This window comes from Streptomyces hokutonensis (assembly GCF_000376565.1).
Taxonomy (GTDB): domain Bacteria; phylum Actinomycetota; class Actinomycetes; order Streptomycetales; family Streptomycetaceae; genus Streptomyces; species Streptomyces hokutonensis.
In genome coordinates, this window is record NZ_BARG01000053.1 from 16,988 (window position 1) to 42,720 (window position 25,733).

Annotated in this window: 24 protein-coding genes and 2 pseudogenes; 13 read left to right on the top strand and 13 right to left on the bottom strand. The window is 70.0% G+C overall.

Features of this window, described 5'->3' with window-relative positions; genetic code table 11:
• The first annotated feature begins 186 nt into the window (after nt 1–186).
• Nucleotides 187–1,566 carry an RICIN domain-containing protein gene (locus SSP08S_RS32430; RefSeq protein WP_019071828.1) on the top strand — a complete coding sequence of 460 codons (1,380 nt, stop codon included), beginning with the start codon at nt 187–189 and terminating at the stop codon, nt 1,564–1,566.
• 237 nt (nt 1,567–1,803) lie between these two features.
• Here SSP08S_RS32430 and SSP08S_RS64790 read toward each other — a convergent pair.
• Nucleotides 1,804–1,935: pseudogene (locus SSP08S_RS64790) on the bottom strand (IS630 family transposase); the annotation flags it as partial.
• 280 nt (nt 1,936–2,215) lie between these two features.
• Here SSP08S_RS64790 and SSP08S_RS32445 point away from each other — a divergent pair.
• The 5 genes from SSP08S_RS32445 to SSP08S_RS32465 all read left to right on the top strand — a co-directional run bounded on the left by SSP08S_RS32445 (nt 2,216) and on the right by SSP08S_RS32465 (nt 7,758).
• Nucleotides 2,216–4,465 carry an MMPL family transporter gene (locus SSP08S_RS32445; protein WP_019071831.1) on the top strand — a complete coding sequence of 750 codons (2,250 nt, stop codon included), beginning with the start codon at nt 2,216–2,218 and terminating at the stop codon, nt 4,463–4,465.
• Between the two features lie 176 nt (nt 4,466–4,641).
• On the top strand, nt 4,642–5,820 hold the full coding sequence (locus SSP08S_RS32450) for a sensor histidine kinase (protein WP_019071832.1): 1,179 nt from the start codon (nt 4,642–4,644) through the stop codon (nt 5,818–5,820).
• Nucleotides 5,817–6,494, top strand: coding sequence for a response regulator transcription factor (locus SSP08S_RS32455; RefSeq protein WP_019071833.1), 678 nt, complete (start codon nt 5,817–5,819; stop codon nt 6,492–6,494). Before SSP08S_RS32450 ends, SSP08S_RS32455 begins: the two co-directional genes overlap by 4 nt.
• A 156-nt stretch (nt 6,495–6,650) precedes the next feature.
• The gene (gene arr / locus SSP08S_RS32460; protein ID WP_019071834.1) at nt 6,651–7,061 is read left to right on the top strand and encodes an NAD(+)--rifampin ADP-ribosyltransferase; all 411 of its coding nucleotides are present in this window, start codon (nt 6,651–6,653) and stop codon (nt 7,059–7,061) included.
• Between the two features lie 433 nt (nt 7,062–7,494).
• Nucleotides 7,495–7,758, top strand: a complete 264-nt coding sequence (locus SSP08S_RS32465) for a hypothetical protein (RefSeq protein ID WP_026179018.1) — start codon at nt 7,495–7,497, stop codon at nt 7,756–7,758.
• Between the two features lie 24 nt (nt 7,759–7,782).
• Here SSP08S_RS32465 and SSP08S_RS32470 read toward each other — a convergent pair whose 3' ends face one another.
• Both SSP08S_RS32470 and SSP08S_RS32475 read right to left on the bottom strand, forming a co-directional pair.
• Nucleotides 7,783–8,379 carry an NADPH-dependent F420 reductase gene (locus SSP08S_RS32470; RefSeq protein WP_019071835.1) on the bottom strand — a complete coding sequence of 199 codons (597 nt, stop codon included), beginning with the start codon at nt 8,377–8,379 and terminating at the stop codon, nt 7,783–7,785.
• A gap of 42 nt (nt 8,380–8,421) precedes the next feature.
• On the bottom strand, nt 8,422–9,243 hold the full coding sequence (locus SSP08S_RS32475) for an inositol monophosphatase family protein (RefSeq protein WP_019071836.1): 822 nt from the start codon (nt 9,241–9,243) through the stop codon (nt 8,422–8,424).
• Nucleotides 9,244–9,378: 135 nt separating this feature from the next.
• On the opposite strand from SSP08S_RS32475, the gene SSP08S_RS32480 reads away from it, so the two are divergent.
• From SSP08S_RS32480 to SSP08S_RS32490, 3 genes and pseudogenes are all read left to right on the top strand, one after another.
• Nucleotides 9,379–10,302 carry a LysR family transcriptional regulator gene (locus tag SSP08S_RS32480; RefSeq protein ID WP_026179019.1) on the top strand — a complete coding sequence of 308 codons (924 nt, stop codon included), beginning with the start codon at nt 9,379–9,381 and terminating at the stop codon, nt 10,300–10,302.
• Between the two features lie 61 nt (nt 10,303–10,363).
• Nucleotides 10,364–10,593: pseudogene (locus SSP08S_RS59675) on the top strand (cytochrome P450); the annotation flags it as partial.
• Nucleotides 10,594–10,684: 91 nt separating this feature from the next.
• On the top strand, nt 10,685–11,362 hold the full coding sequence (locus SSP08S_RS32490) for a class I SAM-dependent methyltransferase (RefSeq protein ID WP_019071839.1): 678 nt from the start codon (nt 10,685–10,687) through the stop codon (nt 11,360–11,362).
• A 64-nt stretch (nt 11,363–11,426) separates the two neighbouring features.
• On the opposite strand, the gene SSP08S_RS32495 is transcribed toward SSP08S_RS32490, so the two are convergent.
• The 4 genes from SSP08S_RS32495 to SSP08S_RS64795 form a co-directional block, all read right to left on the bottom strand.
• A complete protein-coding gene (locus SSP08S_RS32495) occupies nt 11,427–11,738 on the bottom strand; it encodes a type II toxin-antitoxin system PemK/MazF family toxin (RefSeq protein ID WP_019071840.1) in 312 nt (103 codons plus the stop codon).
• The gene (locus SSP08S_RS32500; protein ID WP_019071841.1) at nt 11,735–11,920 is read right to left on the bottom strand and encodes a YlcI/YnfO family protein; all 186 of its coding nucleotides are present in this window, start codon (nt 11,918–11,920) and stop codon (nt 11,735–11,737) included. The genes SSP08S_RS32495 and SSP08S_RS32500 overlap by 4 nt, the downstream gene beginning before the upstream one ends.
• Before the next feature lie 153 nt (nt 11,921–12,073).
• The gene (locus tag SSP08S_RS32505) at nt 12,074–13,150 is read right to left on the bottom strand and encodes a chitinase (RefSeq protein ID WP_043259854.1); all 1,077 of its coding nucleotides are present in this window, start codon (nt 13,148–13,150) and stop codon (nt 12,074–12,076) included.
• A 136-nt stretch (nt 13,151–13,286) separates the two neighbouring features.
• Entirely contained in the window at nt 13,287–14,105 is an 819-nt protein-coding gene (locus SSP08S_RS64795; protein ID WP_019071843.1) for a lectin, read from the bottom strand.
• 345 nt (nt 14,106–14,450) lie between these two features.
• Here SSP08S_RS64795 and SSP08S_RS32515 point away from each other — a divergent pair, with 345 nt between their 5' ends.
• On the top strand, nt 14,451–15,602 hold the full coding sequence (locus SSP08S_RS32515; protein WP_019071844.1) for an acyl-CoA dehydrogenase family protein: 1,152 nt from the start codon (nt 14,451–14,453) through the stop codon (nt 15,600–15,602).
• Here the strand turns inward: SSP08S_RS32515 and SSP08S_RS32520 are convergent.
• The 6 genes from SSP08S_RS32520 to SSP08S_RS32545 form a co-directional block, all read right to left on the bottom strand.
• A complete protein-coding gene (locus tag SSP08S_RS32520; protein WP_245607999.1) occupies nt 15,596–16,144 on the bottom strand; it encodes a PaaI family thioesterase in 549 nt (182 codons plus the stop codon). The genes SSP08S_RS32515 and SSP08S_RS32520 overlap by 7 nt on opposite strands.
• A gap of 16 nt (nt 16,145–16,160) precedes the next feature.
• On the bottom strand, nt 16,161–17,135 hold the full coding sequence (locus SSP08S_RS32525) for an LLM class flavin-dependent oxidoreductase (protein WP_019071846.1): 975 nt from the start codon (nt 17,133–17,135) through the stop codon (nt 16,161–16,163).
• Complete coding sequence (locus tag SSP08S_RS32530) at nt 17,132–19,549, bottom strand: bifunctional acetate--CoA ligase family protein/GNAT family N-acetyltransferase (RefSeq protein WP_019071847.1); 2,418 nt, start codon at nt 19,547–19,549, stop codon at nt 17,132–17,134. The genes SSP08S_RS32525 and SSP08S_RS32530 overlap by 4 nt, the downstream gene beginning before the upstream one ends.
• A 14-nt stretch (nt 19,550–19,563) precedes the next feature.
• Nucleotides 19,564–20,643, bottom strand: coding sequence for an amidohydrolase family protein (locus tag SSP08S_RS32535; protein ID WP_019071848.1), 1,080 nt, complete (start codon nt 20,641–20,643; stop codon nt 19,564–19,566).
• 127 nt (nt 20,644–20,770) lie between these two features.
• Nucleotides 20,771–21,736, bottom strand: a complete 966-nt coding sequence (locus SSP08S_RS32540; protein WP_019071849.1) for an electron transfer flavoprotein subunit alpha/FixB family protein — start codon at nt 21,734–21,736, stop codon at nt 20,771–20,773.
• 103 nt (nt 21,737–21,839) lie between these two features.
• Nucleotides 21,840–22,601, bottom strand: coding sequence for an electron transfer flavoprotein subunit beta/FixA family protein (locus tag SSP08S_RS32545; protein ID WP_026179023.1), 762 nt, complete (start codon nt 22,599–22,601; stop codon nt 21,840–21,842).
• 163 nt (nt 22,602–22,764) lie between these two features.
• Here SSP08S_RS32545 and SSP08S_RS32550 point away from each other — a divergent pair, with 163 nt between their 5' ends.
• The 3 genes from SSP08S_RS32550 to SSP08S_RS32560 are packed head-to-tail and all read left to right on the top strand — an operon-like array spanning nt 22,765 to nt 25,732.
• Nucleotides 22,765–24,087: a phenylacetate--CoA ligase family protein gene (locus SSP08S_RS32550; RefSeq protein ID WP_019071851.1), complete on the top strand. Its 1,323-nt coding sequence runs from the start codon at nt 22,765–22,767 to the stop codon at nt 24,085–24,087.
• Entirely contained in the window at nt 24,087–24,818 is a 732-nt protein-coding gene (locus SSP08S_RS32555; RefSeq protein ID WP_019071852.1) for a hypothetical protein, read from the top strand. The genes SSP08S_RS32550 and SSP08S_RS32555 overlap by 1 nt, the downstream gene beginning before the upstream one ends.
• A 2-nt stretch (nt 24,819–24,820) precedes the next feature.
• Complete coding sequence (locus SSP08S_RS32560; protein ID WP_019071853.1) at nt 24,821–25,732, top strand: SDR family oxidoreductase; 912 nt, start codon at nt 24,821–24,823, stop codon at nt 25,730–25,732.
• Nucleotide 25,733: the final 1 nt, after the last annotated feature.

Below are 25,733 nucleotides of genomic sequence, written 5' to 3' on the forward strand. Positions count from 1 at the left end.
GTCTGGCGACGAGTGCGGACCGCGGAGGCGGGGCCCGGCCGACCGCGTCGAGTTGCCGACCACCGCGAGCCGTCCCGACACCGGCCGCACGGTGGCACCCACCCATACATCTGCGACACAAGGGAGTCTCGTATGACCAGCCGGCGCATCGGAGGTCAGCAACACCAACCAGTCCGCAGACGCCGCATGTCTCCCACCCTTGCCGCCGTCCTGGCTGCCCTCGTGGCCGTGGTGGGACTGGTCACCGCAGGTCAGGCGAAGGCCCTGAGCGGTGACATCCGCATGCACGACCCGAGTGTCATCAAGGTGGGGAGCTGCTACTACGGCTTCTCCACCGGGTTCGAGAACGACTCGCTCAACCCCAGCGGATCCATCACCATCCGGAAGACCTGCGCCGGCACCGCGGCGACCGGCTGGACGAAGGTGGGCAACGTCTGGGGGACGACCCCCTCCTGGATCACCGGCAAACTCGGCTCGACCCCGCCGAACATCTGGGCCCCCGACATCAAGTACTTCAACGGCACCTATCACCTGTACTACGCCGGTTCGCTCTGGGGCACGTCGTACGCCGTGATGGGCCTGGCCACAGCCACGAACATCGAGGGTCCGTGGACCGACCAGGGCATGGTCACGGACGTCAACTACCCCATCGACCCGAACGTCGACTGGGGCCCCGACGGTCGGCTGTACATCTCCTGGGGCTCCTGGACCGGCAGCGGTACCTACATGCACGTCCTGGACACCACCACCGGCAAGCTGTCCACCACCGACAACAATCTCTGGCACATCGCCGTCGGCATCGAGAACCCGACGATCATCCTCAACGGCGGCTACTACTACCTCTTCGGTTCCAAGGGCCTCTGCTGCAGCGGAACCAGCAGCACGTACTACACGGTGGTCGGACGGTCCACCGGCATCACCGGCCCCTACCTCGACCAGAGCGGTACGGACATGGCCTCCGGCGGCGGAACCACCGTCCTCACCGGCGCCTACCCCAAGGTGGCCGCAGGCGGCGCCGATGCCTTCGACGACGGCACGTCCAAGTTCCTCGCCTACCACTACTACGACGGCGACAACTCCGGGCAGGAGACCCTCGACATCCGCCAGGTGACCTTCGCGGGCGGCTGGCCCGTCATCGCCGGTCCGCTCGGAGCCGCCAACAACCACCTGTTGAACCGCAACAGCGGCAAGTGCGCGGACGTCTGGTTCCTGAGCACGGCGGACGGGGCTGCCGTCGACTCCGGCAACTGCAACTCCGGCGCCAACCAACAGTGGGTGCCGACCGCCATCGGGTCCCAGTACGAACTGGTCAACGTCAACAGCGGCAAATGCCTGCAGATCGCCGGCGCCTCCACCGCCGACGGAGCGATGGCCGCCCAGTCGACGTGCACGGGCGTCCCGGAGCAGTTGTGGACGAAGACCCCGGTGATCGGCGGCTACGTCACCTTCACCAACGCCAACAGCGGGAAGTGCCTTGAGGTGGCCGGTGCTTCCACCGCCAACGGCGCGAGTCTGGACCAGTCGACCTGCGGCACAGGCGCGAACTACCAGTGGATGGTCGTCTGAGGGTTCCGGCGAGCGACACGTCCATGGCCCGAGGACACTTCGCACCCGCCCGGGGCATCCGGGCGGGTGGTGAAGACCTGGCGATGGATCCGACCGTCATGTGAGCCACGTCAAGTGGCAGGTGGCGTCGTGGGCCTGGAGACCGTGGAGTGCTGAGCGTGCGGGATCCCTGCGGCTGACGTCCATGGCCGGCGAGCGGTCGGTCGCGATGCTCTCGCGCCGCGGCGCCCACCTTGAGATCGTGTGTCCGACGTGGCGGGTCTGTCCGATCAGCAGCCCGACCCGCTTCAGCGTCGGACGCTGGAATTCGTCGTCGCAGTCGCGCGCGAGCGGGTCCCGCGTCAACTCCCGTCCCAGCCGCTCCCATTGCGTCGCACGCCCCGCATGACGTCGTCGTACATGTGGGTAAAAACGGCCCAAGTCTGGTCGTATGGCCCGTCGATGCGGAGCCATGTCCTCTCCACGGACTACGTGGGCCTCGCAGACAAGGCCGAATCTCCTGATACGGCAGTAGGCGCGATTGCGTGCCGAGTGACGATGCCGATGAGGTACCGCTCCCCGAAGGATGGCCGCATCCGTCCGCCCTGTCACACCAGGCGGATCGATGCACGTCGCCCACTGTCGAGATCCAGACTGGAGAGCCTTCCTCGTGGCCACGTTCCTCTATCGACTGGGCCGAGTGTCGTTCCGTAAACGGCACTGGTTCCTGTTGCTCTGGGCGGCGATACTCGCCGTCGCCGTCTTCGGCGCGGCCAAAGCCCCGGCCGCGCCCCAGGACTCCTTCACCATTTCCGGTACGGAATCCCAGAAGGCCTTCGACCTCCTGGACGAGCGCTTCCCCGACAGCGGCGGCTCCGACGGGGCGACCGCCCGGCTCGTCTTCGTCGCCCCCCACGGACAGAAGATCACCGCGGCCGACAACAAGGCGGCGATCGAACACACGGTGAGCGAACTCGCCGACGGCAGCCAGGTGCAGGGCGCCCTCGACCCCTTCACGACGCACGCGGTGAGCAAGGACGGCACCACCGCCTACGCCACCATCACCTACAAGAAGCCGAGCAGCGACCTCACGGACACCACGACCTCCGCGCTCAAGGGAGCCGCGCAGGACGCCCGGGACGCGGGACTGACCGTGGAGATCGGCGGCGACGCGCTGTCGTCGATGGAGATGTCCGCCGCCACCGAGCTGATCGGCGTCGCCGCAGCGGCGGTCATCCTGCTGATCACCTTCGGGTCCCTCGTGGCAGCGGGCCTGCCGCTGGTCACCGCGCTGCTCGGCATCGGTACGGCCGTCGCCACCATCACGGCGCTCGCCAGCACCATCGGTTTCTCGTCCACGACGACCACACTGGCGCTGATGCTCGGACTCGCCGTCGGCATCGACTACGCCCTGTTCATCCTCTCCCGCTACCGGTCCGAACGGGCCGAGGGCCGGGACCCGGAGGAAGCTGTCGGGCGGGCCGTCGGCACAGCGGGTTCCGCGGTGGTGTTCGCCGGCCTCACTGTGATCATCGCCCTCGTCGGCCTGTCCGTGGTCGGCCTCTCGATACTCACCAAGATGGGTCTGGCCGCGGCGTTCACCGTCCTGATCGCGGTGCTGATAGCCCTGACACTGCTGCCCGCGCTGATCGGCTTCGCCCCGAGGGCCGTGTTGTCCCGGTCCGTACGAAAGAAGGACAAGAAGGCAAGGAAAGGCAGGTCGGCCGAGACCTCCGCGCACAAGGCCCACCCGCAGGAGAAGCCAGGTCTGGGTACACGCTGGGCGCGCTTCGTGATCCGCCGCCCACTGCTCGTGCTCCTGTTCGGGGTGGTGGCATTGGGTACCTGTGCGCTGCCCGCGCTCGATCTCGAACTGGGCAACCCGGGAGACGAGGCCAAGTCCACCTCGACCACCGAGCGCCGGGCCTACGACGCGCTGTCCGACGCCTTCGGTCCCGGCTTCAACGGTCCGCTGACCGTCGTGGTGGACGCCAGGGGATCCGACGATCCCAAGGCCGCGGCCACGACCGTCGCCGACGATCTCAAGGCGACGGACGGCGTCGTCAGCGTCACGCAACCCATGTTCAACAAGGCGGGCGACACCGCCATGCTCACGGTCACCCCCTCGACCGCTCCCAGCAGCAATGCGACCAAGGATCTCGTCCACACCATGCGGGGCGAAGCCGACGGCATCAAGGCCGACACCGGCGCGGACATGCTGGTCAGCGGCAACACCGCCGTCAACATCGACATGGCCGACAAGGTCACCGGCGCGATTCTCCCCTACCTCGCGGTGGTCGTCGGCCTCGCCTTCCTGCTCCTCATGGTGGTCTTCCGCTCGATCCTCGTTCCGCTGAAGGCGGCACTCGGCTTCCTGCTGTCGGTGTGCGCGTCCTTGGGCGTGATCGTGGCGGTCTTCCAGTGGGGCTGGCTGGCCGACCTGCTCGGCGTCGAGACCGTGGGACCGATCTCCAGCATGATGCCGGTCTTCCTGATCGGCGTGGTCTTCGGCCTGGCCATGGACTACGAGGTCTTCCTCGTCACGCGCATGCGTGAGGCGTACGTCCACGGAGAGAGGCCCGGAGAGGCGATCGTCACGGGGTTCCGGCACAGCGGCAAGGTCGTCGTGGCGGCGGCCGTGATCATGATGTCGGTCTTCGCCGGGTTCATCGGGCTCAGCGAATCGACGATCAAGATGATGGGGCTAGGCCTGACGTCCGCTGTCTTCTTCGACGCGTTCATCGTCCGCATGGCCATCGTCCCGGCCCTGCTCGCCCTCCTCGGGGACAAGGCCTGGTGGCTGCCGCGCTGGCTGCAGAAGGCCCTGCCGAACGTGGACGTGGAGGGTGAGAAACTTGACCGGCCGCTCGACCTCGCCACGGCCACCGGGGACGCCGAGTACGAACCGAGCCGCGTCTGACGGTCTGCCCTCGTAAGGGGCGGTGGGCCGTTCCCGGCCGGGAACGGCCCACCGCCTCGCCGGGGAGCGCGGCCGGCAGCGAGGATGCTGGTGGGACAGGAGACATGAGAGACACGGCGGAGAGCCCCATCATGATCAGTGACTGGAGGAACACCTCCCGCCGACACCCACGTGCGGTGGACAGCACTCTGGCCCTGGCGACCTTCGCCATGGTTCTCCTCGGAGACGCCATTCCGCCCGGGAACCCCGTGCGGCTGAGCCTGCCCGATGTCTTCGTGGTGGTGGTCGGCATCGTGGGCTCGGCATCCCTCTTCCTGCACCGCGATCGTCCGCGCCTGACGACCGGGTTCACCACCGCCTGTGCGCTGGTTCTGGCACTCACGGGTGTCCAGCTCAACCCCCTGCTCCAGGCGCCGTGTCTGGTGTCGCTCTTCCTCCTCGCCCTCCGCACCGATCGACGTACGGCCCGCGTCGGAGCGGTCGCGGCGACCACGAGCATGCTCGCGGCTTCGTTGGTGCACGGGTCAGGGGGAGTTTCCTGGGGGGTCTTCACCATCGGGCTGATCTCGTGGACGCTGCTGCCCGGGGCCGTGGGAGACGCGATGCGCAGCAACACCGAGTACCTCGCCGCCGCCGAGGCCCGGGCCACGCTCGCCGAGCACACACGCGAGGAGGAGGCCCTGCGCCGGGTCAGCGAGGAACGCGTGCGCATGGCCCGTGAGCTCCACGACGTGGTCGCCCATCATGTCGCGCTCGCCGCCACACAGGCCCGTACGGTCACGTATCTCATGCGTCATCATCCGGAGCGCGCGCCGGAGATGATGGACAACCTGTGCGACTCCACCGACGAGGCGCTGCGAGAACTCCGGGCGACCGTCGGCCTGCTGCGCCAGCGCAATGACACCGACTCCCCGCGAGACCCGGCTCCCGGACTCGCTCAGCTTCCGGACCTGCTGAGTTCCTTCGAACGTGCGGGTCTGAGGGTGGAGGTGAGCACGCAGGGGGACCGGCAGCCGTTGTCGCCCGGCGTGGATCTGACGGCCTACCGGGTCATCCAGGAAGCGCTGACCAACGTCACCAAGCACGCGGGTACCGTGGTCGCCCGGGTGCGTCTCGCGTACACCCCGAACTGGGTGACGGTCACCGTCGTCGACGACGGTCGCGCCGTCCTCCCCGCATCCCGGCCGGATCGTGTGCCCGGCTACGGACTGATCGGCATGCGGGAACGCGCTCACTCCGTGGGCGGCCGGCTCCAGGCCGGGCCGCGGCCGGAGGGCGGCTTCTCCGTCACGCTCGGACTGCCGACGCACAGGACGGCGCAGCATCCGGCGCACGAGGAGGTATCGCACCCGTGACCATCCGCGTACTGCTCGCCGACGACCAGGCACTCATCGTGGGGACGTTCCGCATCCTGATCGATCTGAGCCAGGACTTCGACGTGGTCGGAGCCGCCGCCAACGGGAGAGAGGCCGTTGACCTGGCCCGCGCCACCCGCCCCGACGTAGTCGTGATGGACATCCGTATGCCGGTCCTCGACGGGCTCGCGGCAACGGCCGAGATCACGGCCGACGAGACGTTGCGCGCCACGAAGGTACTCGTGCTCACCACGTTCGAGACCGACGAGTACGTTGCCGAGGCCATCCGCGCGGGAGCATCGGGGTTCCTGGGCAAGGGCATCGGACCGGAGGAGTTCTTCGCGGGCATCAGGACGGTGGCCGGCGGAGATGCCCTCCTGTCGCCCGCCGCCACTCGGGCGCTGATCTCCCGCTTCCTGAGTGCCCCCGAAGCCGGCGGGCCCACTCCGCGGAGCGCGGATGCGCTCCCCGAACTCACCGCGCGCGAGCGGGAGGTGGTCGCCGAGGTGGCGGGCGGGCTGTCGAACGACGAAATCGCCGAGAAGCTCTATGTGAGCCCGCTGACGGTCCGCAGCCACGTCCAGCGCGCCATCACGAAGCTCGATGTGCGGGACCGGGCCCACCTCGTCGTACGGGCCTACCAGTCCGGGCTGGTCGGGGGCTCGCGCGAGTAGTGTGCCGGAGGCTCAGGAGGTGGGGGCGGCGCTGACGGAGAGCGGCAACCGTGACCATGCGGGCGAGGTCACGTGCCGGTGGCCGGCGTGATCACGGCGTCTGAGCCGTCCTGGATGGCCCGCCGGCACGAGAGTTTGGGTTGATAGCCTGGCGCGATGGACGAGGTGTTGGACGAGGGGCCCTTTTTCCACGGCACGAAGGCAGAGCTGGAGGTCGGAGATCACCTCACCGCCGGCTTCCGTTCCAACTATCGGCCCGAAGTCGTGATGAACCACGTCTACTTCACCGCGTTGCGTGACGGCGCGGGACTTGCCGCCGAACTCGCCGCGGGTGACGGGGTTCCGCGCGTGTACGCCGTCGAACCGACCGGGGAGTTCGAGAACGACCCGAACGTCACCGACAAGAAGTTCCCCGGCAATCCCACCCGCTCCTATCGCAGCAGGGAACCGCTCCGGATCGTCGGCGAGGTCACCGACTGGACGCGACTGACGCCCGAGGCTCTCCAGATGTGGCGGGACCGGCTGGCCGCGATCCGCGTGGATGACCGCGCCGAAATCATCAACTGAAGGCTGTCGTGCAAGACCGTGAGGCCTTTCCAGCCCGAGGTCGAGCAGGCGGCTCCGGCTGCCGGTCGGCGTTCGTGAACTCCTCGGTTCCCCCCCCCGCAGCGCGGGGTCATCGGCACCCCGGCGAGAGCCCCGTCGCCGCACCCGCCCGTGCCGGCGTGGTGACGAAGACGTCGGCCTGTTCGAGTATCGCCCGCTGCGGGACCCAAGTGACGCTCAGAGGGGGAGTGTTGCAGGTGTCGGTGGGGCCAAACCGCTGGGCGGTGGCTGCCTGGGGACGTCGAGGTGGCGGTGCCGGGCTTCGGTCAAGGAGTGTCACCGTTCGCGGGTGGCGTGATCGCCGGCAGACGACTGAAAGCCACACCCAGCGCCCCTGAGTGAAGCAACCCTGCGAACGGCTCGCTCATCCCGATCGACAAGGTAGGGACGACTGATGGCCGGCCCCGCAGACCGTGGCGACTCCGCGGGCACGGTCCTCAATGACCTCCTGCGCGCCCAGGTCGCACGCCGCCACCGGCTGTCGACATACACGCCCGGCACTGGCGCGCTCAGCTCGCCCAGCTCACTGGAGTACAACGTCCGCCGCGGTTGCCGCGACCTCATCCATACCGGCTACGAGGACGTCGCCATCGTCCCCGCAGGGCCAGTACGAGATCGGCGGCATCGTCAGGACCGGGACCGGGACCGGGACCGATGAACGGGCACGCGGCATCGCTCTGCGTCAACGGGCGATGGAGAGCGCGAAGGGCGTGAATCCGCTGGACCGGATCACGTGGGGTACGAACAGGATCGCGGCCTCCGTGGCGCGGGCGGTCCGGATGCCGCCGAGATCGGTGATCCACTCCTCGCGCCACCCCAGGTCGGTGAGCAGTTCGCGCACGGTCTGTTTGGCCTGTTGGTCCTCGCCGGAGAGGAAGGCGCTGGGCGCCTGGGTGAGTGTGGCGGGCGCGGTCATCACCGTGAAGAGCATGGTGTTGAGTGTTTTGACGACTCGGGTCTCGGGGAGCGACTCCTGGAGTTGTTCGGCGAGGCTCGAGCCGGGATAGAGCAGGTCGGCGGGGAGTCCGTCCGGTCCGTCGACGGTGGCGTTGGAGACATCGACGAGGATCCTGCCCCGTAGCTCCTCGCGCAGCGCGACGAGCCGGTCCAGGGAGGTGTCGCCCGGCGTGGCGTTGACGACGACCTGCGCGGTCCGGGCGGCGTTCGCGGCGGCACCCGGCGAGCGGTCCGCCACGGTCACGTCGTGCCCGGCCCGGGTGAGGGCTGTGGCCAGGCTGCCGCCGACGCGGCCGTTTCCGAGAACTGCGATCGTGGTCATGATGTTCTGGTCCTTTCCGTGCTTGCGGGGCGGGTTGTGCGATCAGCGCGAGAGCGTGGCGGCGGCTTCGGCGTGCACGCCGGGCGCGGCTGCCAGGAAGCTCTCGCTCGCCGGAGTCCAGGGGCGGCCCTCGACGTCGGTGATCCGTCCGCCGGCCTCGGTGACCAGCAGCGCCCCGGGAAGCAGGTCCGCGCGGGCTCCGGCGAACTGCCAGAAGGCGTCGATCCGGCCGGCCGCCACGTTCAGCAGATGCAGGGTGGCGGGTACGGCGGTCCGCACCACGAGCGCGTCGAGGAGCATCTCGGTGATCGAGGAGTCGACGCGCCGCACGACCTTCTCGTCCTCGTCCGGCCGGGCCTGGCTCGTGGCCACGATGCCCAGACCGAGGTCCGAGGTCCGGGACACGTGCAGCGCCCGGCCGTCGAGGTGAGCGCCGGCGCCCGCGAGCGCGGTGTACGTCTCGCCGGTCAGCGGCAGATGGACGACGGTGAGGACCGGCAGGTTGTCGCGCACGAGGGTGGCGGTCACTGCCCACTCCGGCAGCCCGTGCAGATGGTTGACGTTCCCTTCGGCAGGGTCCACCACCCACCATTCGCCCGCCGGGAGGGGGCCGCCCGCCAACTCCTCCTCCACCCAACCGGCGCCAGGGCGCAGGGCGGTCAGGCGGGGACGCAGGACACCGAGAACCGCGTCGTCGTTGACGGCGAGCGCGTGCATCAGCTCTTCGAGGGTCCGGTAGGGCACCACGTCACCGAAGAGCTCCCGCAGAGCCGCGCCGGCCGTGCGTACGGCGAGTGAGGTGTGCGCGAGCAGGTCGGCGTCGGAGGTGACGGCGGGGTCGGAGATCGGCATGGATTCGGGCATGGCAGTGCTCCCATCTGAGCAGCGGGGATCGGGATCGACCGGGCGAGAACCTGTTGCGTCGGCGCCCGTGCTTCGAAGGTAGGAGAGGGCATGATTAACATCAAGTGCATGTAAAGCACGGCTAGCATGACTCCCATGCAATTGGATCTGAATCTGCTCGCCGCGCTCGACGCCCTCCTGGAGGAGGGCAGCGTGGCCGGTGCCGCCGACCGCCTTCATGTCACGGCCCCCGCGATGAGCCGCAGCCTCGGCCGGATCCGGCGTTCGACAGGGGACCAGATCCTGGTGCGCACCGGGCGCACGATGACCCCGACGCCGTACGCGATCGCCGTACGGGAACAGGTGCACGACCTGCTCCAGCAGGTCAGGGGCGTGCTGGCGCCGAGCCGCGAGCTCGACCTCGCGACCCTAGAGCGCACCTTCACGCTCCGCTGGCACGACGCGCTCGTCGCCCTCGGTGGGCCTACGCTGCTGGCCGCCGTGCGCGAGCGGGCGCCCGGGGTGCGGCTGCGCTTCATCGCGGAATCGAGCGTCGACACACCGGAGTTGCGGCGCGGCGAAGTCGACCTCGCCGCGAACGCCGACGGCTCGACCGCACCGGAGATCCGCGCCGATCGGGTGGCCGAGACCCGGCATGCCCTCGTCGTACGGCGGGGGCACCCGTTCACCCGCCTCAAGGCTGTCACCGCCGCGCGGTACGCCGCGGCGGAGCACATCACCGTCTCTCGGCGCGGAAGGCTAGGGAACATCCTCGACGACGCTCTCGCGCGACTGGATCTCACCCGACGCGTGGTGGCGACCGCGCCCACGGAAAGGGCCGCCTTCGAGTTCGTGCGGGGCTCCGATCTCGTCGTCACCGCCCCCGAATCCACGGCGCGTCCGCGCGCCGCTGATCTCGGCCTGGTTCTGCTCCCGCTCCCGCTCGACCTTCCGCCGGCCCCGGTGTACCTGTCATGGCATCAGCGCTACGACACCGACCCCGCGCACATCTGGCTACGGGACCTGGCCCGGACCGCGCTGACCGGCGCGATGAACGGGCAGGACCCGATGGCACCGTGACACCTGTCGAAGCCGTCGCAGGGCAGGGCTACGCGGACTTCCTGCGCGGCCTGACCGCGAGGAGAGCGAGAAGTACCGCGACGTACCGTTCCGTTCACCCGCCTCGCTCGAAGTCTTCGCGTACGGACGGGAGTTGGCCCCCGGCGACGCGGCGGTGAGGGCACGGACCTGGTCTCCAGGCTGTTGAACTCCACCCCGCGCGACGGCGTCCCGCTCTCCGTGCAGGGCTTCGACAACCACTTCCTGCTCCTGGTCGTCGCCGGCAACGAGACCACCCGGCACACCAGCACCTGGAGGTGACGCTCGCGTGAGACGGGCCGACGTTTTGCCGGAGCAGCAACAAGAGTGGCGTGACCAGGACTTCGTGGGTGACCGTGGGCCGGTGACAGACAACATCGCAGGATCGTCCGCTCCCGACACCTCCTTGCCTGCCGACGGATACGTCGGAGACCCAGAGGTCCGGGCGGAGTGGGACAACCGATACGCCGACCGCCGACAACTGTGGAGCGGCCTGCCCAACGGCGCGCTCGTGGCCGAGGTCGCCGGGCTCACGCCCGGACGAGTACTCGACGTCGGCTGTGGCGAGGGCGCGGATGCCGTCTGGCTCGCGCGCGGCGGCTGGGACGTGACCGCGCTCGAAGTCTCGGGCGTGGCGCTGGAGCGGGCCGCGGAGCACGCACAGGACGCCGGTGTCACCGTCCGCTGGGTGCACGCCGGACTGGCGGAAGCGGCGCTTCCCCCGGCCTCCTTCGACCTGGTCTCCGCGCAGTACCCGGCCCTGCTGCGGACACCCGACGCCGCAGCCGAGCGAGCGCTGCTCGCGGCCGTCGCACCCGGCGGCGTGCTGCTGCTCGTGCACCACGCGGGGATGGACACCCGGCACGAACACGACGGCGGATTCGACCCGGCCGACTACGTCTGGCCCAACATGGTCGCCGCGCTGCTCGACGACGACTGGACGGTGGAGGTGGACGAGCAGCGGCCACGAGTGGCACCCGACGGCGGCGCCGGTGCGCACCACACCGATGACGTGGTGCTGCGGGCGCGTCGACTGCGCTGACGGCCTGCTTGCTGAAAGCAGGAGCCGTCGCCGTACGCCGGCTGCTGTCCCGGTCGTGTGGGGCTTACAGGTCGAGGACCGCGCGGAGGGCGTTGTCGACGAGTTCCTGCTGTTCGGGGCCGATGTTCCCGTGCGGTGTGCCGGTCTCGAAGCGGAGCGTGGAGAGCTGGAGGAGATTGACGGCGACGACGGAGGCGTCCACCGGTGCGGTCAGGTGCACGCTCATCGCCGTGTCGGGGTGCTGGGCCGGGGCATGCAGGACCAGGACGACGACCGCGCCGTAGGCGTCGGCAAGTCCGTCGAGGCTGACGACGAGGACGGTGCGGGTGCCCTTGCCGGTGTCGACGTCCCAGACGTCGCCCTTGCGGATGGTCACAGGGTGTCGCCCTCGCCCGCCAGGTCGAGGGGGGCGACGGAGGCGAGTTTGCGCGCGGCGTCGAGGGTCATCTGACGTCGTACGGCTCGCACGATGTAGTCGTTCAGGGACGAGGCGTCGGCGGCGGCGTCGCGGAGTTGTTTGTCCATGGCGTCGGGGATGCGCAGGGTGATGGCAGTCATGACACCAATTCTAGTGGCAAGGGTGCCGTCATGGGTGCTGTTGGGATTTTCCGGGGCTGGTGCCGACGAACCGGGCTGCTGGTTGCAGGTGTGGTGCGAGGGCCGGTTCACGGATGAACCGGCCCTCGCGTCGGGCGGGCCCGAGGGCGAGCGTCAGCAGTAGAGGTTGCTGCCGGGGCTGACCCCGAGGATGGAGGTGAAGCGGTTGTAGGCGTCGACGCGGCTCTGGACCTGCGCGGGGTTGCGCCCGTCGCATTCCAGGGAGCCGTTGATGGAACGGATGGTCTGGCCGAAACCGGCGCCGTTGACCATGGCGTTGTGCGGGGTCATCGTGCCCGGGCCGGACTGGGTGTTCCAGTACCACAGGCCGGTCTTCCAGGCGACGGCCGAGTCGTTCTGCACCAGCCAGGGGTTGTTGAGGAGGTCGATGCCCAACGCGTCGCCCGCTGCCTTGTAGTTGAAGTTCCAGGACAGCTGGATGGGGCCGCGGCCGTAGTAGGCGGCCTGACCGGCCGGGCAGCCGTAGGACTGGCTCCAGTCGCAGTACGTCGGGTAGTTGGCGGTGTTCTGCTCGACGACGTAGACCAGTCCGCCGGTTTCGTGGTTGACGTTGGCGAGGAAGGCTGCGGCCTCCTGCTTCTTGACCGTGTCGGAGCCGGTGTTGGCGAAGCCGGGGTAGGCGGACAGGGCGGCGGTGAGACCGCTGTACGTGTAGAAGCCGTTCCTGCTCGGGAACATCTGGTTGAACTGGGCCTCACTGACGACGAAGCCGGACGGGGTGGTGCCGCCGCCGCTCGCGGGGGCGTTCCACTTCTGGTTGGCGCCCCCGGAGCAGGTCCAGATCTGGAGCCGGGTGCCGTTGGCCGAGTTGTTGCCGGTGACGTCCAGGCACTTGTTGGCCTGCGGGTTGACGATGTCGTTCGCCGAGCTGACGGCCCACTTCTGGGCGGCGCTGCCGTTGCAGTCGTAGAGCTGGACCGTCGTGCCGTCCGCGGTGCCGCCGGAGGTCACGTCGAGACACTTGCCGAGCGCGCGCAGGGTGCCGTCACCGGGGTTGGACCAGGTCTGGGCGCTGGTGCCGTTGCAGTCGTAGAGCTGTACGGCGGTCCCGTTGGCGGTGTTCGCCCCGGCGACGTCGACGCACTTGCCGGCCAGACCGGTGATCCGGCCGTCCGCCGCATGGGCGGGGGAGATGGTGAACAGGGCGGACAGGGCCGCGGCGAGCAGCATGACGAGCGTCAGTCTGCTCAGGGCCGTGAGTCTGCGGAGACTTGGTGCGGAGTGGGGGGTGACCATGGGGCTTTGCTCCTGTGGTTGAGAGGTGCCGAGGGCGATCGGTTCGTGTGGACCGGGCGTGCCGTGGCCGTCAGCCCAGAACCGTCTGGGTGACGACGATGTGTCCGGCGTCCGGGTCGAGGACGCCGCCGAGGCGGCTGAAGGCGCCGTCGGTGAGATCGAGGCACTTCGGTTCCTGCGGGGTCTGGGCGAAGGTCCCGCGGTCGTTGATCCGTACGGTCAGGGAGCGGCCGTTGGCGACATTGGTGACCTGGACCCGTGTGCCGAAAGGCAGTTGGGGCTGACGCGAGAGCGAGGTGGCCGCCGTGTCCGCGTTGTTGTCGAAGACCTCGCCGCTGGCAGTGAGGGCACCGGCGGGCTGGGGGCCGTAGTGCGTGGCCCAGCACTGCTCGCCCGACTGCTGCGCCGGGGCGTTCCACTTCTGGTTGGAGCCTCCCGTGCAGGTCCAGATCTGGACGCGCGCCCCGTTGGCGGAGGAGTTGTCGGAGACGTCGAGGCACTTGTTCGCGGCCGTGTTGACGATGTCGTTCGCGGCGGTGACGGTCCAGCGCTGGTTCGCGCCGCCGGTGCAGGTCCACAGCTGGACCTTGGCGCCGTCGGCGGTCGAACCGCCGGTGACGTCAAGGCACTTGCCCAACGCGCGGACGGTGCTGTCCGTGCCGACCGTCCATTGTTGGGCGGCGGTGCCGTTGCAGTCGTAGAGCTGGACCGGTGTGCCGTCGGCGGAGGCGGCTCCGGCGACATCGAGGCACTTGCCGGCGAGGCCGGTGATCGCCCCGGTCGCCGCGGCTGCCGGTGCCGCGGTCAGGAGACCGATCAGCAGGGCCAGCAGGGCGAGGACGGGGGCGCCGGGTAACGCGGTGCGGGGGAGTGGGGAGTGAGTGGTCATGGGGTGTCGGGGCCCTTTCGAGCGGTTCGGCGCATGCGGAAGAGGGCGCACGTCGCAACTGGGCGTGAGCCGAAGGGAGTTGACCACTCGAAAGTAAAAGTCTAGACCAATTTGGTCAAGGTGTGTGCATGACATCGTTTGCCGGTGCTGTGCCTGCGGCGCCCCATGGCGTTCGTGACACGAGCCGTGCGTCCACGCACTGAACGAATCCCTCATGCGTGCGGGCCGGGCCGAGTCCCTGATGCCGAACGCGGGGAGCGGGAGGTGCATTCCGGCCGGGCCGTCCTATCCGCTAACATAGAATAATTAGCTAGATGAATAGCCTAGTGTGGGCGAGGAGTGGCCGTGGACTTCGGGCTGACCGACGAGCAGGACCTGTTGCGCGCGACGGCACGGCAGTTCGTCGCCGACGTGTGCCCGGCCGAGAAGGCCAAGCGGTGGGACGAGGAGGGCGTCGTGCCGCCCGAGCTGTTCCGGGGCATGGCCGATCTGGGGTGGTTCTCCCTCCCGTTCAGTGAGGAGGAGGGCGGCGACGGCGGCAGCCCGCTCGAACTCATCCTGATCGCGGAGGAGTTGGGGCGGGCCAGCTTCGACGTCGCCATGTGCTACATCGGCGTGCTCATCCCCGGGATCACCGTGTTCCGGTGGGGCAACGAGGCACAGCGCGACTTCATCCGCCGGCAGGTGATGACGGGGCGCCACCGCCTCGCCGTCGGCCTCAGCGAACCCGACAGCGGGTCCGACGCCGCTGCCCTGCGCACCACCGCCGAGGACCACGGCGACCAGTTCCTCGTGCGCGGGCAGAAGGCCTGGTGCACGGGCGGCGGTCTGCCCGACACGACCATCGCGACCTACGTGCGGACCGGACCCCGCGAGCCCAAGCACGGCGGGATCAGCCTGCTGCTCGTCGACCCCGCGACGGAAGGCGTCGAGGTGCGCCGGACGCCGACGCTGGCCCGGCACATCCTCGGCACCAACGAGGTCTTCTTCAACGACGCCCTCGTCCCGAAGGAGAACCTCGTCGGACCGCGCGACGAGGGCTGGAAGGTCATGCTCTCCAACATCGAACTGGAGAAGGTGATCATCACCGGGGGGTATCTCGGCGCCGCGCAGGCCACGTTGGACGAGATGCTGGAGTACTCCCGCACGCGGCACGCCTTCGGCCGTCCGATCGGAAACTTCCAGGCCCTCGCCCACGACATGGCCGACCTGCAGACCGAGATCGACTCCGCCCGGCTGCTCGCGTACCGCGCTGCCTGGCTGCTCGCCCAGGGCAAGCCCTGCACCCGGGAGGGCTCGATGGCCAAGCTGAAGGGGTCGGAGACGTATGTGGCGGCCGCCCGGCTCGGGATGCAGGTCTGCGCCGGGCACGGCTTCTCGACCGAGAGCGTGATGAGCTTCCGTTACCGGGAGTCGATCGTGGCGACGATCTCCGGGGGCACCAGCCAGATCCAGCGCAACGGGATCGCCCGGAGCATGGGGCTGCGGTCCTACTGACCCCCGCCCCGGGCTGCCTCCTGCTCCGCCAGCCACTCCTCGTGCCGCGCGAAATGGCCCTGGTCGCGGGTCACCCAGATCCCGGAGACCCGGGCCAGCACGGCCCGGGTCGGCAGCAGCACCATCTCGCCCGCGATGTACCAGCGCCGGCCCTCCCGGCGTTCGACCCAGGCCCGAACCTCCAGTGGCCGTTCCACCGGCACCGGCTTCACGAAGCTCACGCTCAACTCCGCCGTGACGCTCAACACCCGGTGCAGCAGCGGGAGATGACCGAGACAGTCGTCCAGTACGGCCGCCGTCCAACCGCCGTGCGCGACATTCGGGCCGCCCTCCTGGTCGCGGGGGCAGATGAGCTCGAAGACCGCCACGCCGCCGCCGTCGAGCCGTTCGCCCTCGACACCCAGGCGGCAGGAACCGACGACGCGGCACGCACCGCACAGTGCCACGCCACCGGGGGTGCGGGGCGGCTCCTGGAAGTCGGCGCCCGCCCAGAGCCCAGTCGGCGTCGTGGCTCCACCAGCTCCATCAGTCGTACTCGTCACGCCGCTTCTCCTCGGGTCAGACATCGGTAAGCAGCGGGCGCAACTTCCCAGCGATCAGCTGGACTTGGCGTGCCACCATCTCCTCGGGCATCCCCGCCAGCGAGGCCCACAGGAACACCCCTTCCACGGGCAACCCCGCCACGTACGCCTTGAGGGCATCCGCGATGTCCTGCGGGGTGCCGTACAGGAACTGGCCGACACCGGTCGCCTGCAGCCCCGTCGCCCGCCACTTCTCGGGGTCGATGGGGCGGGGGGCCGGCTGGTCGGTCCCCTCGACCATGTACCGGCGATAGCTGTCCCACTGGTACGCCAGGTGCTTGCGCACCACGGGCCAGTCGCCGTCGGGGTCCTCGGTGACGAACGTGGTGAACGAACCCTGCATCCGCGCCGCCGACACGTCGTAGCCGCTCTCGGCGAGGCCGTCCCGGTACGGCGCCAGCAGGGCCGGGTTGAGGGAGAGCAGCCCGGTGCCCAGCCGCCCGGCCCGGCGCGCACCCTGCGGTCCCTGGTAGCCGAGCCAGATCGGCAGCGGGTCCTGGACCGGGCCGGGGGTGACCAGGGACTCGGACCACAGGCCGCGGATCTCCCGCACCCGCTGGTCCGTCGTGGAGTAGCGCCGGGCGAGATCGGCGCCGTAGAGCCGGTACTCGGGTACGCGGTAGCCGGTGCCGAGTCCGAGGTCCAGGCGGCCGTCGCTGATGATGTCGACGATCGCGGCCTGTTCGGCGAGTTCGGGGGCCGCGTGCAGGGGCGCGGGGATGACGGCCGTGCCCAGCCGGATCCTGCTCGTGCGGGCGGCGACCGCGGCGGCCATGGTGAGCGGCTGCGGGAGGTATCCGTCCTCGAAGCCGTGGTGCTCGGAGAACCAGACCGAGTCGAGGCCGAGCCGGTCCGCCTCCTCGCACATCTCCAGGGCGAATCCGTAGACGCGTGACCAACTCTGTTGCCAGGGCGGCGGGTTGCGCATGTCGAAGTAGATGCCGACCTTCATGAGGGGCCACCTCTCCTTGTGTCGTCGGCGAGTTGGATCGTGGCGCGGGCGACGGCCACGCCGTCCCCGGGCGGTAGCAGCCGTACCGGACGCAGTTCCATCGACTCGATCTCGGGCAGGTCCTCGACCATCGCGGAGATCCGCAGCACGGTTTCTTCGAGGGCCGTCAGGTCCACACCGGGGCCGCCCACCCGGCCGTCCAGTAGCGGCGCGGCCCGCAGCGAGCGGATCATCTCGCGGGCGTCGCGGTCGCTGAGCGGGGTGATCCGGTGGGCGACGTCGGCCATGAGGTCGGCGTAGTCCCCGGTGAGACCGAACGCGATCACCGGGCCGAAGACCGGGTCCGCGCGCACGGAGAGGAACGCGTCCGGACCGTGGGAGTCCGCGTCCCGGACGGAGATGCCGTACGCGTCCAGCAACTCGGCGGCGACCTGCGGCGATACGGCTCCGGGAGCACACCCGGCGACCAGCGAGCGGGCCCGGTCCGTGTCGACCTTCGGGAGGTCCGGTATGACTCCCGCAGGGGTGCTGCGCCACGCCTGATACGCCGCCGCGTGGCCGAGCGAGGTCGCCGCGGACTCGGGGAACGCGTAGGTGGGTACGACGAGTTCGCCCCGGTGCAGGAGATCGGCGACGCCCGCGCCGCCCAGGAAGCTCGCGACCACCGGCTTCTCGGGCGCGGTCTCGGCCGCGTCCAGGATCGCCGCCGCCACCTCGTCCGGCTTGTCGGCCAGCGGAGGCATGAAGAGGACCACGGCGGCGTCGATGCCGTCGTCGGCCAGTACGGCGTCCAGTGCCTGCCGGTAGTGCGCGGCCGTGGCCATGGGGGTGAGGTCGATCGGGTTGGTGACCTCCGCGCGGGGCGAGAGCGCCGTACGAAGGGAGTGTCGTACGTGCTCACCCAGTGCGGGCACCCGCAAGCCGCTCGCCTCGCACGCGCCGACGGCCAGCGCGGCGGGGCCGCCCGCGTTGGTGATCACGGCGACCCGGTTGCCCGGCGGGGGCGGCTGGTGCGCCAACAGGAGGGCTACGTCGAAGAGTTCCTGGAGGCTGCGGGTGCGGATGACGCCGGACTGGGCGAAGAGCGAGTCGACCGCCGTGTCCGCGTGGCCCGGGTGCACCGCGACGATCGGCTTGCGCGGCGCGACCCGGCGCGCGATCCGGGCGAACCGGCGCGGGTTGCCGAAGGTCTCGACGTGCAGCAGGACCACCGAGGTCTCGGGGTCCTCCTCCCACCATTGGAGCAGGTCGTTGGTGGAGACGTCCACGGCGTGGCCCACCGACACGAACCCGGAGAAGCCGAGCCGCAGCCGGCGGGCGAAGTCGAGCACCGCGAGCCCGAGCGGCCCGGACTGGCTGGACATCGCCACCCGGCCCGGCGTCGGCAGCGCGGGGGAGAAGGTCGCGGCCAGTCGGGCGGCGGGCGTCGTGTTGACCACGCCCATGCAGTTCGGGCCCACCAGCCGCATTCCGGAGGCGCGGGCGAAGCGGGCCAGTTCCAGCTCGGCCGCCCGACCCTCGACTCCCGTTTCGCCAAAGCCCGTTGAGACGACGACCACCGCTTTGACGCCGGCCGTCGCACACTCTCGTACGACATCGGGGACCGCCTCAGCCCGTACGGCGACCAGCGCCAGGTCGGGCACCTCGGGAAGTTCCCGGACGGTCGGATACGCCCGCGCCCCCGCGACCCGCTCGGCCCGCGGATTGACCGGGAACACGGAGCCGCGGAAACCGCCCCGCAGCAGGTTGGCGACGATCTCGTGGCCGATGGTCAGCGGGCTGCGGTTCGCGCCGATCACCGCGACCGAGCGGGGTTCGAGCAGCGGTCGCAGGGAGCGTCGTACGGCCGTGTGTTCGCGGCGTTCGGCCCGGGCGACGGCCTGGGTCTGCGGGTCGACGGCGATCTCGAAGTGGACGATCTGGCCGGGTGGCCCGGACTCGACGCGGTAGCCGGAGCCGAGGAACACGTTGATCATGCGGGTGTTGTCGGCGAGGACGTCGGCCTCCAGGACCCGGATGCCCCGGGTGCGCGCGGCGGCGGCGATGTGCTCCAGGAGCAGCCTGCCGAACCCCTCGCTCTGGTGGTCGTCGCGGATGGTGAAGGTGACCTCCGCGTGTTCCGGCTCCTCGGGATCGCGGACGTAGCGCACCAGGCCGGCGATCTCGTCGCCGGCGAGGGCGACGAGCGCCAGTTCGTTGAGGTAGTCCACGTGGGCGCCGCGCCGGATGACGTCGTCGCGGGCGCGGACCACCGGGCCGAGCGAGCGGTAGGCCAGGGTCGCCCGGGACAGTCCGCCGACGAACGCGACCAGGCGGTCGGCGTCCTCCGGGCGGACGGGCCGGACGAAGGTCGACCGGCCGGTGCGCACGAGGTCCGGTCGTTCCAGATCCTCGGGATACGGCGGACTGCTCATCGGGGTGTCGCCGCTCAGACGGCCGCCTCCTGGGGAGTCTGCTCGGGCAGATTGAACAGCTCGTTGAAGGTGCCCCGGGTGACCCGCTCGCGGATGTCGGCGGACACGCCGTCGAACAGCTCGTGCAGGGTGGACTGGGTGTGGCCGTAGGTGCCTTCCAGGTGGGGGTAGTCGTCGCCCCACATCACGTTGCGGTAGCCCGTCGACTCGACGATCTCCACCGAGCTCTTGTCGTGCTGGAAGGAGGCGTACACCTGCTGCCTGATGATCTCGCTGGGCAGCCGGCTGAGTTTCGGCCGGACGAACATGCCGTGCTGCCGGTAGGCCTCGTCCATCCGGTCGCCGATGGCCGGCACCCAGCCCGCGCCGCCCTCCGCGATCAGGATCTTCAGGTCGGGGTGGCGGTCCAGGGCGCCGCCCGCGACCATGTGGGACACGACGCGCATGCCCGGGTAGGTCGTCTCCATGTAGTTGACGACCGCGCCGCCGGGCCCGCGGAAGACGACGTTCTCGCCGCCGGTGCCAATGTGGAAGCCCAGTACCAGACCGGCCCGCTCGGCCGCCGTCCACAGCGGTTCCCAGCGGTCGAGGGCGTACTCCTCGCCGGGCCGCGTCTGGCACGGCAGGAACACCGACTGGAAGCCCATCTCCGCCACCCGCTCGACTTCGGCGACCGCGTCCTCGACGTCGGCGGTCGACACACAGGCGGGAGTGATGATGCGCCGCTGCTTCCCGAGGACCTCGGAGTGCGCCCAGTCGTTCCAGGCCCGCACGGTCTCCCTGGCGAGCTCCCGTTCGGTGATCGACACCAACCAGAACCCCATGGAGGGGAAGGCCAGTTGGCCCCAGACGCCTTCCTGGTCCAGGTCCTTCAGACGTACGTCGAGGTCCCGGGCGCCCGGCGGCCGCATGGCGTCCATGAAGTCGTTGAGCTGGCGGTCGATGCGCTCGCCGTCGATGTACAGCACCTCGTACTTGTCACCGCGCTCACTGCGCGGCGCCCGGTCGGCGAGGCGCGGCGGCAGCGCCCGGATCCACAGGTCGTCGGGCTCCATCACATGGGAGTCCCCGGAGTTGACCCAGATCTTCGTCATGGCGCTCCTTCGGGTCAATAGATGCAATCAGTGAGCGATTTTAATCGTATCTGCCGCCGGACGGAAGGCCACGAGGCGGAGGAGATCAGTCGCGAGGCGGAGCAGGTCAGCCGCGAGGTGGATGAGGTCAGCTCCGCCGCCGCTCGATCTCCTCCACCAGTTGCGGGAGAACCTGGAAGAGATCCCCTACGACGCCGAAGTCGGCGAGCTCGAAGATCGGCGCATCCGCGTCCTTGTTCACGGCGACGATGGTCTTGGAGGTCTGCATGCCCGCGCGGTGCTGGATCGCCCCGGAGATACCGGCGGCGAGATAGAGCTGCGGGGAGACTTGCGTGCCGGTCTGGCCGACCTGGTGGCTGTGCGGGTACCAGCCCGCGTCGACGGCTGCCCGGGACGCCCCGACGGCCGCGCCGAGGGTGTCGGCGACGCGCTCGATCACGGCGAAGTTCTCGGCGCCGTTCACGCCCCGGCCGCCGGAGACGACGATGTCCGCCTCGCTCAGTTCGGGGCGGTCACCGCGCTCGCGGGGCGTGCGGGACACGACCTGCACGGCGGCGGAGGCGGGGCCGAAGGCGATGTCCCGCTTCTCCAACTCAGGTGTGACGGGGGCCGGTTCGGGTGCGGTGGCGTTCGGCTTCACGGTGATCACCGGAGCGCCCTGGGTGATGTGCGCCGTCACCTGATAGGTCGCCGCGAACGCGGACTGCTCGGTGACGGGGCGGCCGTTCGCGTCCGCCGTGATGTCGACGGCGTCCGTGATCAGCCCCGACCCCAGCCGGAGCGCGACCCGGGCGGCGGTCTCCTTGCCGTCCGGGCTCGACGGCAGCAGGATCGCCGCCGGGGCGGTGCTCTCGGCGATCTGGGTGAGGGCGTCGACGGCCGGAGTGACGAGGAACTCCTCGACCTCGGGTGCGTCCACGACGTACACCTTGCCCGCGCCGAACCGGCCGAGGGTCTCGGCAGCGGAGTCCGCGCCGGGGCCGAGGAAGACGGCCGACGGCTCGCCCAACCGGCGTGCCAAGGTGAGGAGTTCGAGGGTCGGCTTGCGGACGACGCCGTCCAGGTGATCGACGAGTACGAGGATCTCGGCCACGGTGCTGGGCTCCTTGGGGCGGTCAGGCGAACTTGTCGGTCGGACGGACTTGCTGGACAGGCGAATTTGTCAGTCGGACGTACTCGTCGGACAGACTTGTCGGTCAGGCGAACTTCTTGGCGGTGAGGAATGCGGCCAGCCCGATGCCGCCCGTCCCGTCGTCGGAGACGAGTTCTCCCTTGGTGCGCGGCGGGCGCCTGGTCGCGGTGTCCACCGCTGTCCGCGCTGCCGTACGGCCGACCTGCCCGGCGTCGATCCCGAGGTCGGCGAGGTCGAGGGTCTCCAGGGGCTTCTTCTTCGCGGCCATGATCCCCTTGAAGGAGGGGTAGCGGGCGTCGCCGGAACGGTCGGTCACCGACACGACGGCCGGCAGGCCGCTCCGGACCCGCACGGTCGCGGTGTCGCCCTCGCGGCGGCCGGTCACCGCGCCGTCCTCGACGGTCAGTTCCTCGACGTGGGTGACGGCCGGGATGCCGAGCCGCTCCGCGAGCAGTGCCGGTACGACTCCGGCGCCGCCGTCCGTCGAGGCCATCCCGCACAGCACGAGATCGAAGCCGTGCCGTTGGATCGCCCCAGCCAGTACGAGCGAGGTGGCGAACACGTCGCTGCCCTCGATGTCCTCGTCGGACACGTGGACTGCCGAGTCGCCGCCCATGGCGAGCGCCTTGCGCAGGGCGTCCTTCGCGTCGTCCGGGCCGACGGTGAGATAGCAGATCTCTACGTCGGGGCCCGACTCTGCGATCCGCAGGGCCTGTTCGACCGCGTACTCGTCGAGTTCGGACAGCAGTGAGTCGACCGACGCGCGGTCGGTGGTGCCGTCCTCGGTGAAGGTGCGGTCCGCCGTGGCGTCGGGCACGTGCTTCACGCAGACAACGATCTTCACATCGCCCTCCCGAGGCTCTAATGAGTGCTAATAGTTAACTATATGGATCGAGCGAGCGCGAGAGTTCCCCGAGATTCAGTCGAATTAGTTGACTGATTGCGCTGATAGCTGGAAGATCTGGGCAGCTGAGCCGCGAGGAGGCGCCATGGCCGGGGACAGGGACACCGCTGACAGGTACTTCGAGCCACAGGTGGAGACCATGGCCCGGGACCAGCTGCGGGAACGGCAGGAAGAACGGGTGGTGGAACTCGTCGAGTACGCCTACGCCAACTCCGCCTTCTACCGCGCACTTTGGGACGAACACGGGGTGCACCCGCGCGACGTCCGCACCCTGGACGACTTCCGGGCCCGTATCCCCTTTATCACCAAGGACATGGTGCGCGCCCACCGGGCCCGCACCGGCGACCCCTTCGGCGGTCTGCTCTGCGTCCCGACCGAGGAACTGACCTCCGTCTCCTCCAGCTCGGGCACCACCGGCGACCCGGAGTTCTTCGCCGAGATCTGGGAGGACGCGCCGCCCCTGGTCACCGCCCAGGTGCGTGACCTGTGGGAACTCGGCCTGCGGCCCGGGGACCGGGTGCTGAGCCCGCCCGGTACCTTCCGCAACCTCATGGACCCCGGCTACCAGGCGCTCGGCGCGGTCGTCATCGAGGTGGACACCTGGCTCGGGAAGATGGACGAGGTCGTCGAGGCACTGCGCACCTACCGCCCGGCCTACCTCCAGATGATGTATCCGCAGATGGTGGAGCTGGAGCACCTGGCCGGCCGGACAGACCTCAAGGAGGCGTTCTCCTCCCTCAAGGGCGCCTCCTGCGCCGGACAGCCCCTCAGCCGGAAGATGCGTGAGCGGATCCGCGAGGACTGGGGCATCGACGTCTACGAGTACACCAGCGCCGCCGACACCGGCACCGCCTGGGAGTGCCGCGAACACGACGGTTTCCACCTCTGGGAGGACACCGTCTTCGCGGAGTGCGTCGAGGTCGACGAGCACGGCTGGCGCGACGCGGCCGAGGGCGACCTCGGTGAACTCGTCGCCACCGACCTCGACAACCGGGCCGCGCCGCTGATCCGTTACCGCAGCGAGGACCTCGTCCGCCTCTCCCGGGACCGCTGCGGCTGCGGGCGCACCCACGCCCGGATGTGGGTGGCCGGCAGGCGCGGCGACGAGACCCTGGTCCAGGGGCGATCCGTGGTCCTGCGGGACATCTGGCAGGCCGTCGAGGACCAGCCCGAGACCGTGGCAGGCGTCTTCCAGATCGTCCGCGCCGGACGCGAGGTCGACGAACTGCGCCTGCGCGTCGGCTACGACCCCCGGCTCACCGGAGACGTCGACGCCCTCGCCGGACGCCTGAGCGAAGCCGTGCGCGAGCGGACCGGCGTCAAGCCGGTGCTCGACATGCGCACCGAGGAGGACCTGTTGAAGACCATGACCAGTGTCGCCAAGTTCCCCCGGGTGGTGAGGAGTTGATGGCCCGCGCCGACACCCTGGCCCGGGCCCGCACCCTCGACCGGCCCGAACTCGCCTACCTCGTACGCTTCCCCACCTCCGACGGCATCCGGGACATGGAACTGACCTGGGCCGAACTCGCCCGCGACACCGACTGGGTCACCGCCCGCCTCCGGGACCACGGACTGACCGCGGGACAGCGGGCGTTGCTGACCACCTCCGGCTTCGAGGGCTTCTGGGGCCACGCGGTGATCGGCGCCCTGCGCGCGCTGAAGGTGCCGTACGGCATCGCCGAGGCGATGGGCTGGGACCACCGCAGGACCGCGGTATTCCACCGCGAACTCGACCCGCACGCGGTCATCGGCCTGTCGGCCGAGACCCTGGAGGGGCTGGCCGGTGCGACCGACGTCGGTGAGATGTTCCGGACGACGCCGGTCGTACTGGCCCGGCCCGCCGCCGTACCAATGCTGCGCGGGGTGGGCGTGTCCGCCGCCCTGATCGCGACCGTGGGACCGGCCCTCGCGCTGGAGTGCCCCGAACGAGGAGGCGCGCACGTCAACGCGGCCGAGTGGCGGGTCGGCGCGCGGGACGGACAACTGTCCGTGGCGGCGGGGGAGGGGCGCACCTCGCTGCTTCCCGAGACCCCGCTCGGCCTCGCCGGACGCGTAATCACCGGCCGCTGCGCCTGTGGCAGCGAGGACCCGCGGGTCCTCTTCGCCGAGGCCGACCAGCCCACATCATCGAGGAGTTGAGGATGTCCGAAGGAGTGGTCGACGGCCGGGTCGTGGTCGTCACCGGCGCCGGCAACGGGATCGGCCGGGCCCACGCCCTGGCGTTCGCCGCGCACGGCGCGAAGGTCGTCGTCAACGACCTGGGCGGCGCGCGCGACGGCGGGGGTTCCTCGGCCGGGCCCGCCCAGACCGTGGTCGACGAGATCGTCGCGGCCGGCGGCGAGGCGGTGGCCAACACGGACGACATCTCCGCCTGGAACGGCGCCGGCCGGCTCGTCCGACAGGCCGTCGACACCTACGGCGGCCTGGACGTGCTGGTCAACAACGCCGGCATCTTGCGCGACCGGATGATCGTGTCGATGACCGAGCGGGACTGGGACGGTGTGATCGCCGTCCACCTCAAGGGCAGCTTCGCGACCCTGCACCACGCTGCCGCGTACTGGCGCGAGCGCGCCAAGTCCGGTCACGACAACGACGCCCGGGTGATCAACACGACCTCCCCGTCCGGCATCTTCGGCAACCCCGGCCAGTCGAACTACGGCTCGGCCAAGGCCGGCATCGCGAGCCTCACCGTCATCGCCGCCGCCGAACTCGCCCGCTACGGCGTGACGGTGAACGCCATCGCGCCCACCGCGCTCACCCGGCTCACCGAGGACATCGAGATGATGAGGCAGGCCGCCGAGGCCCAGGACCTCACCCCCGAAGCCATCTCCCCGCTCGTCGTCTGGCTCGGCTCGGCCGCCTCACGCGAGGTCACCGGCCGGGTCTTCGGTGTCGTCGGCAACCGCATCACCGTCCTCGAAGGCTGGGTCAACGGTCCCGGCGCGAGCGCGGAGTCGCGCTGGACACCGGAGGAACTGACCTCGGTCGTCCCGAACCTGGTGGCCAAGGCGGCTCCGAACGCCGACGCGCTCGGCAACAGGAACAGGGCGTGAG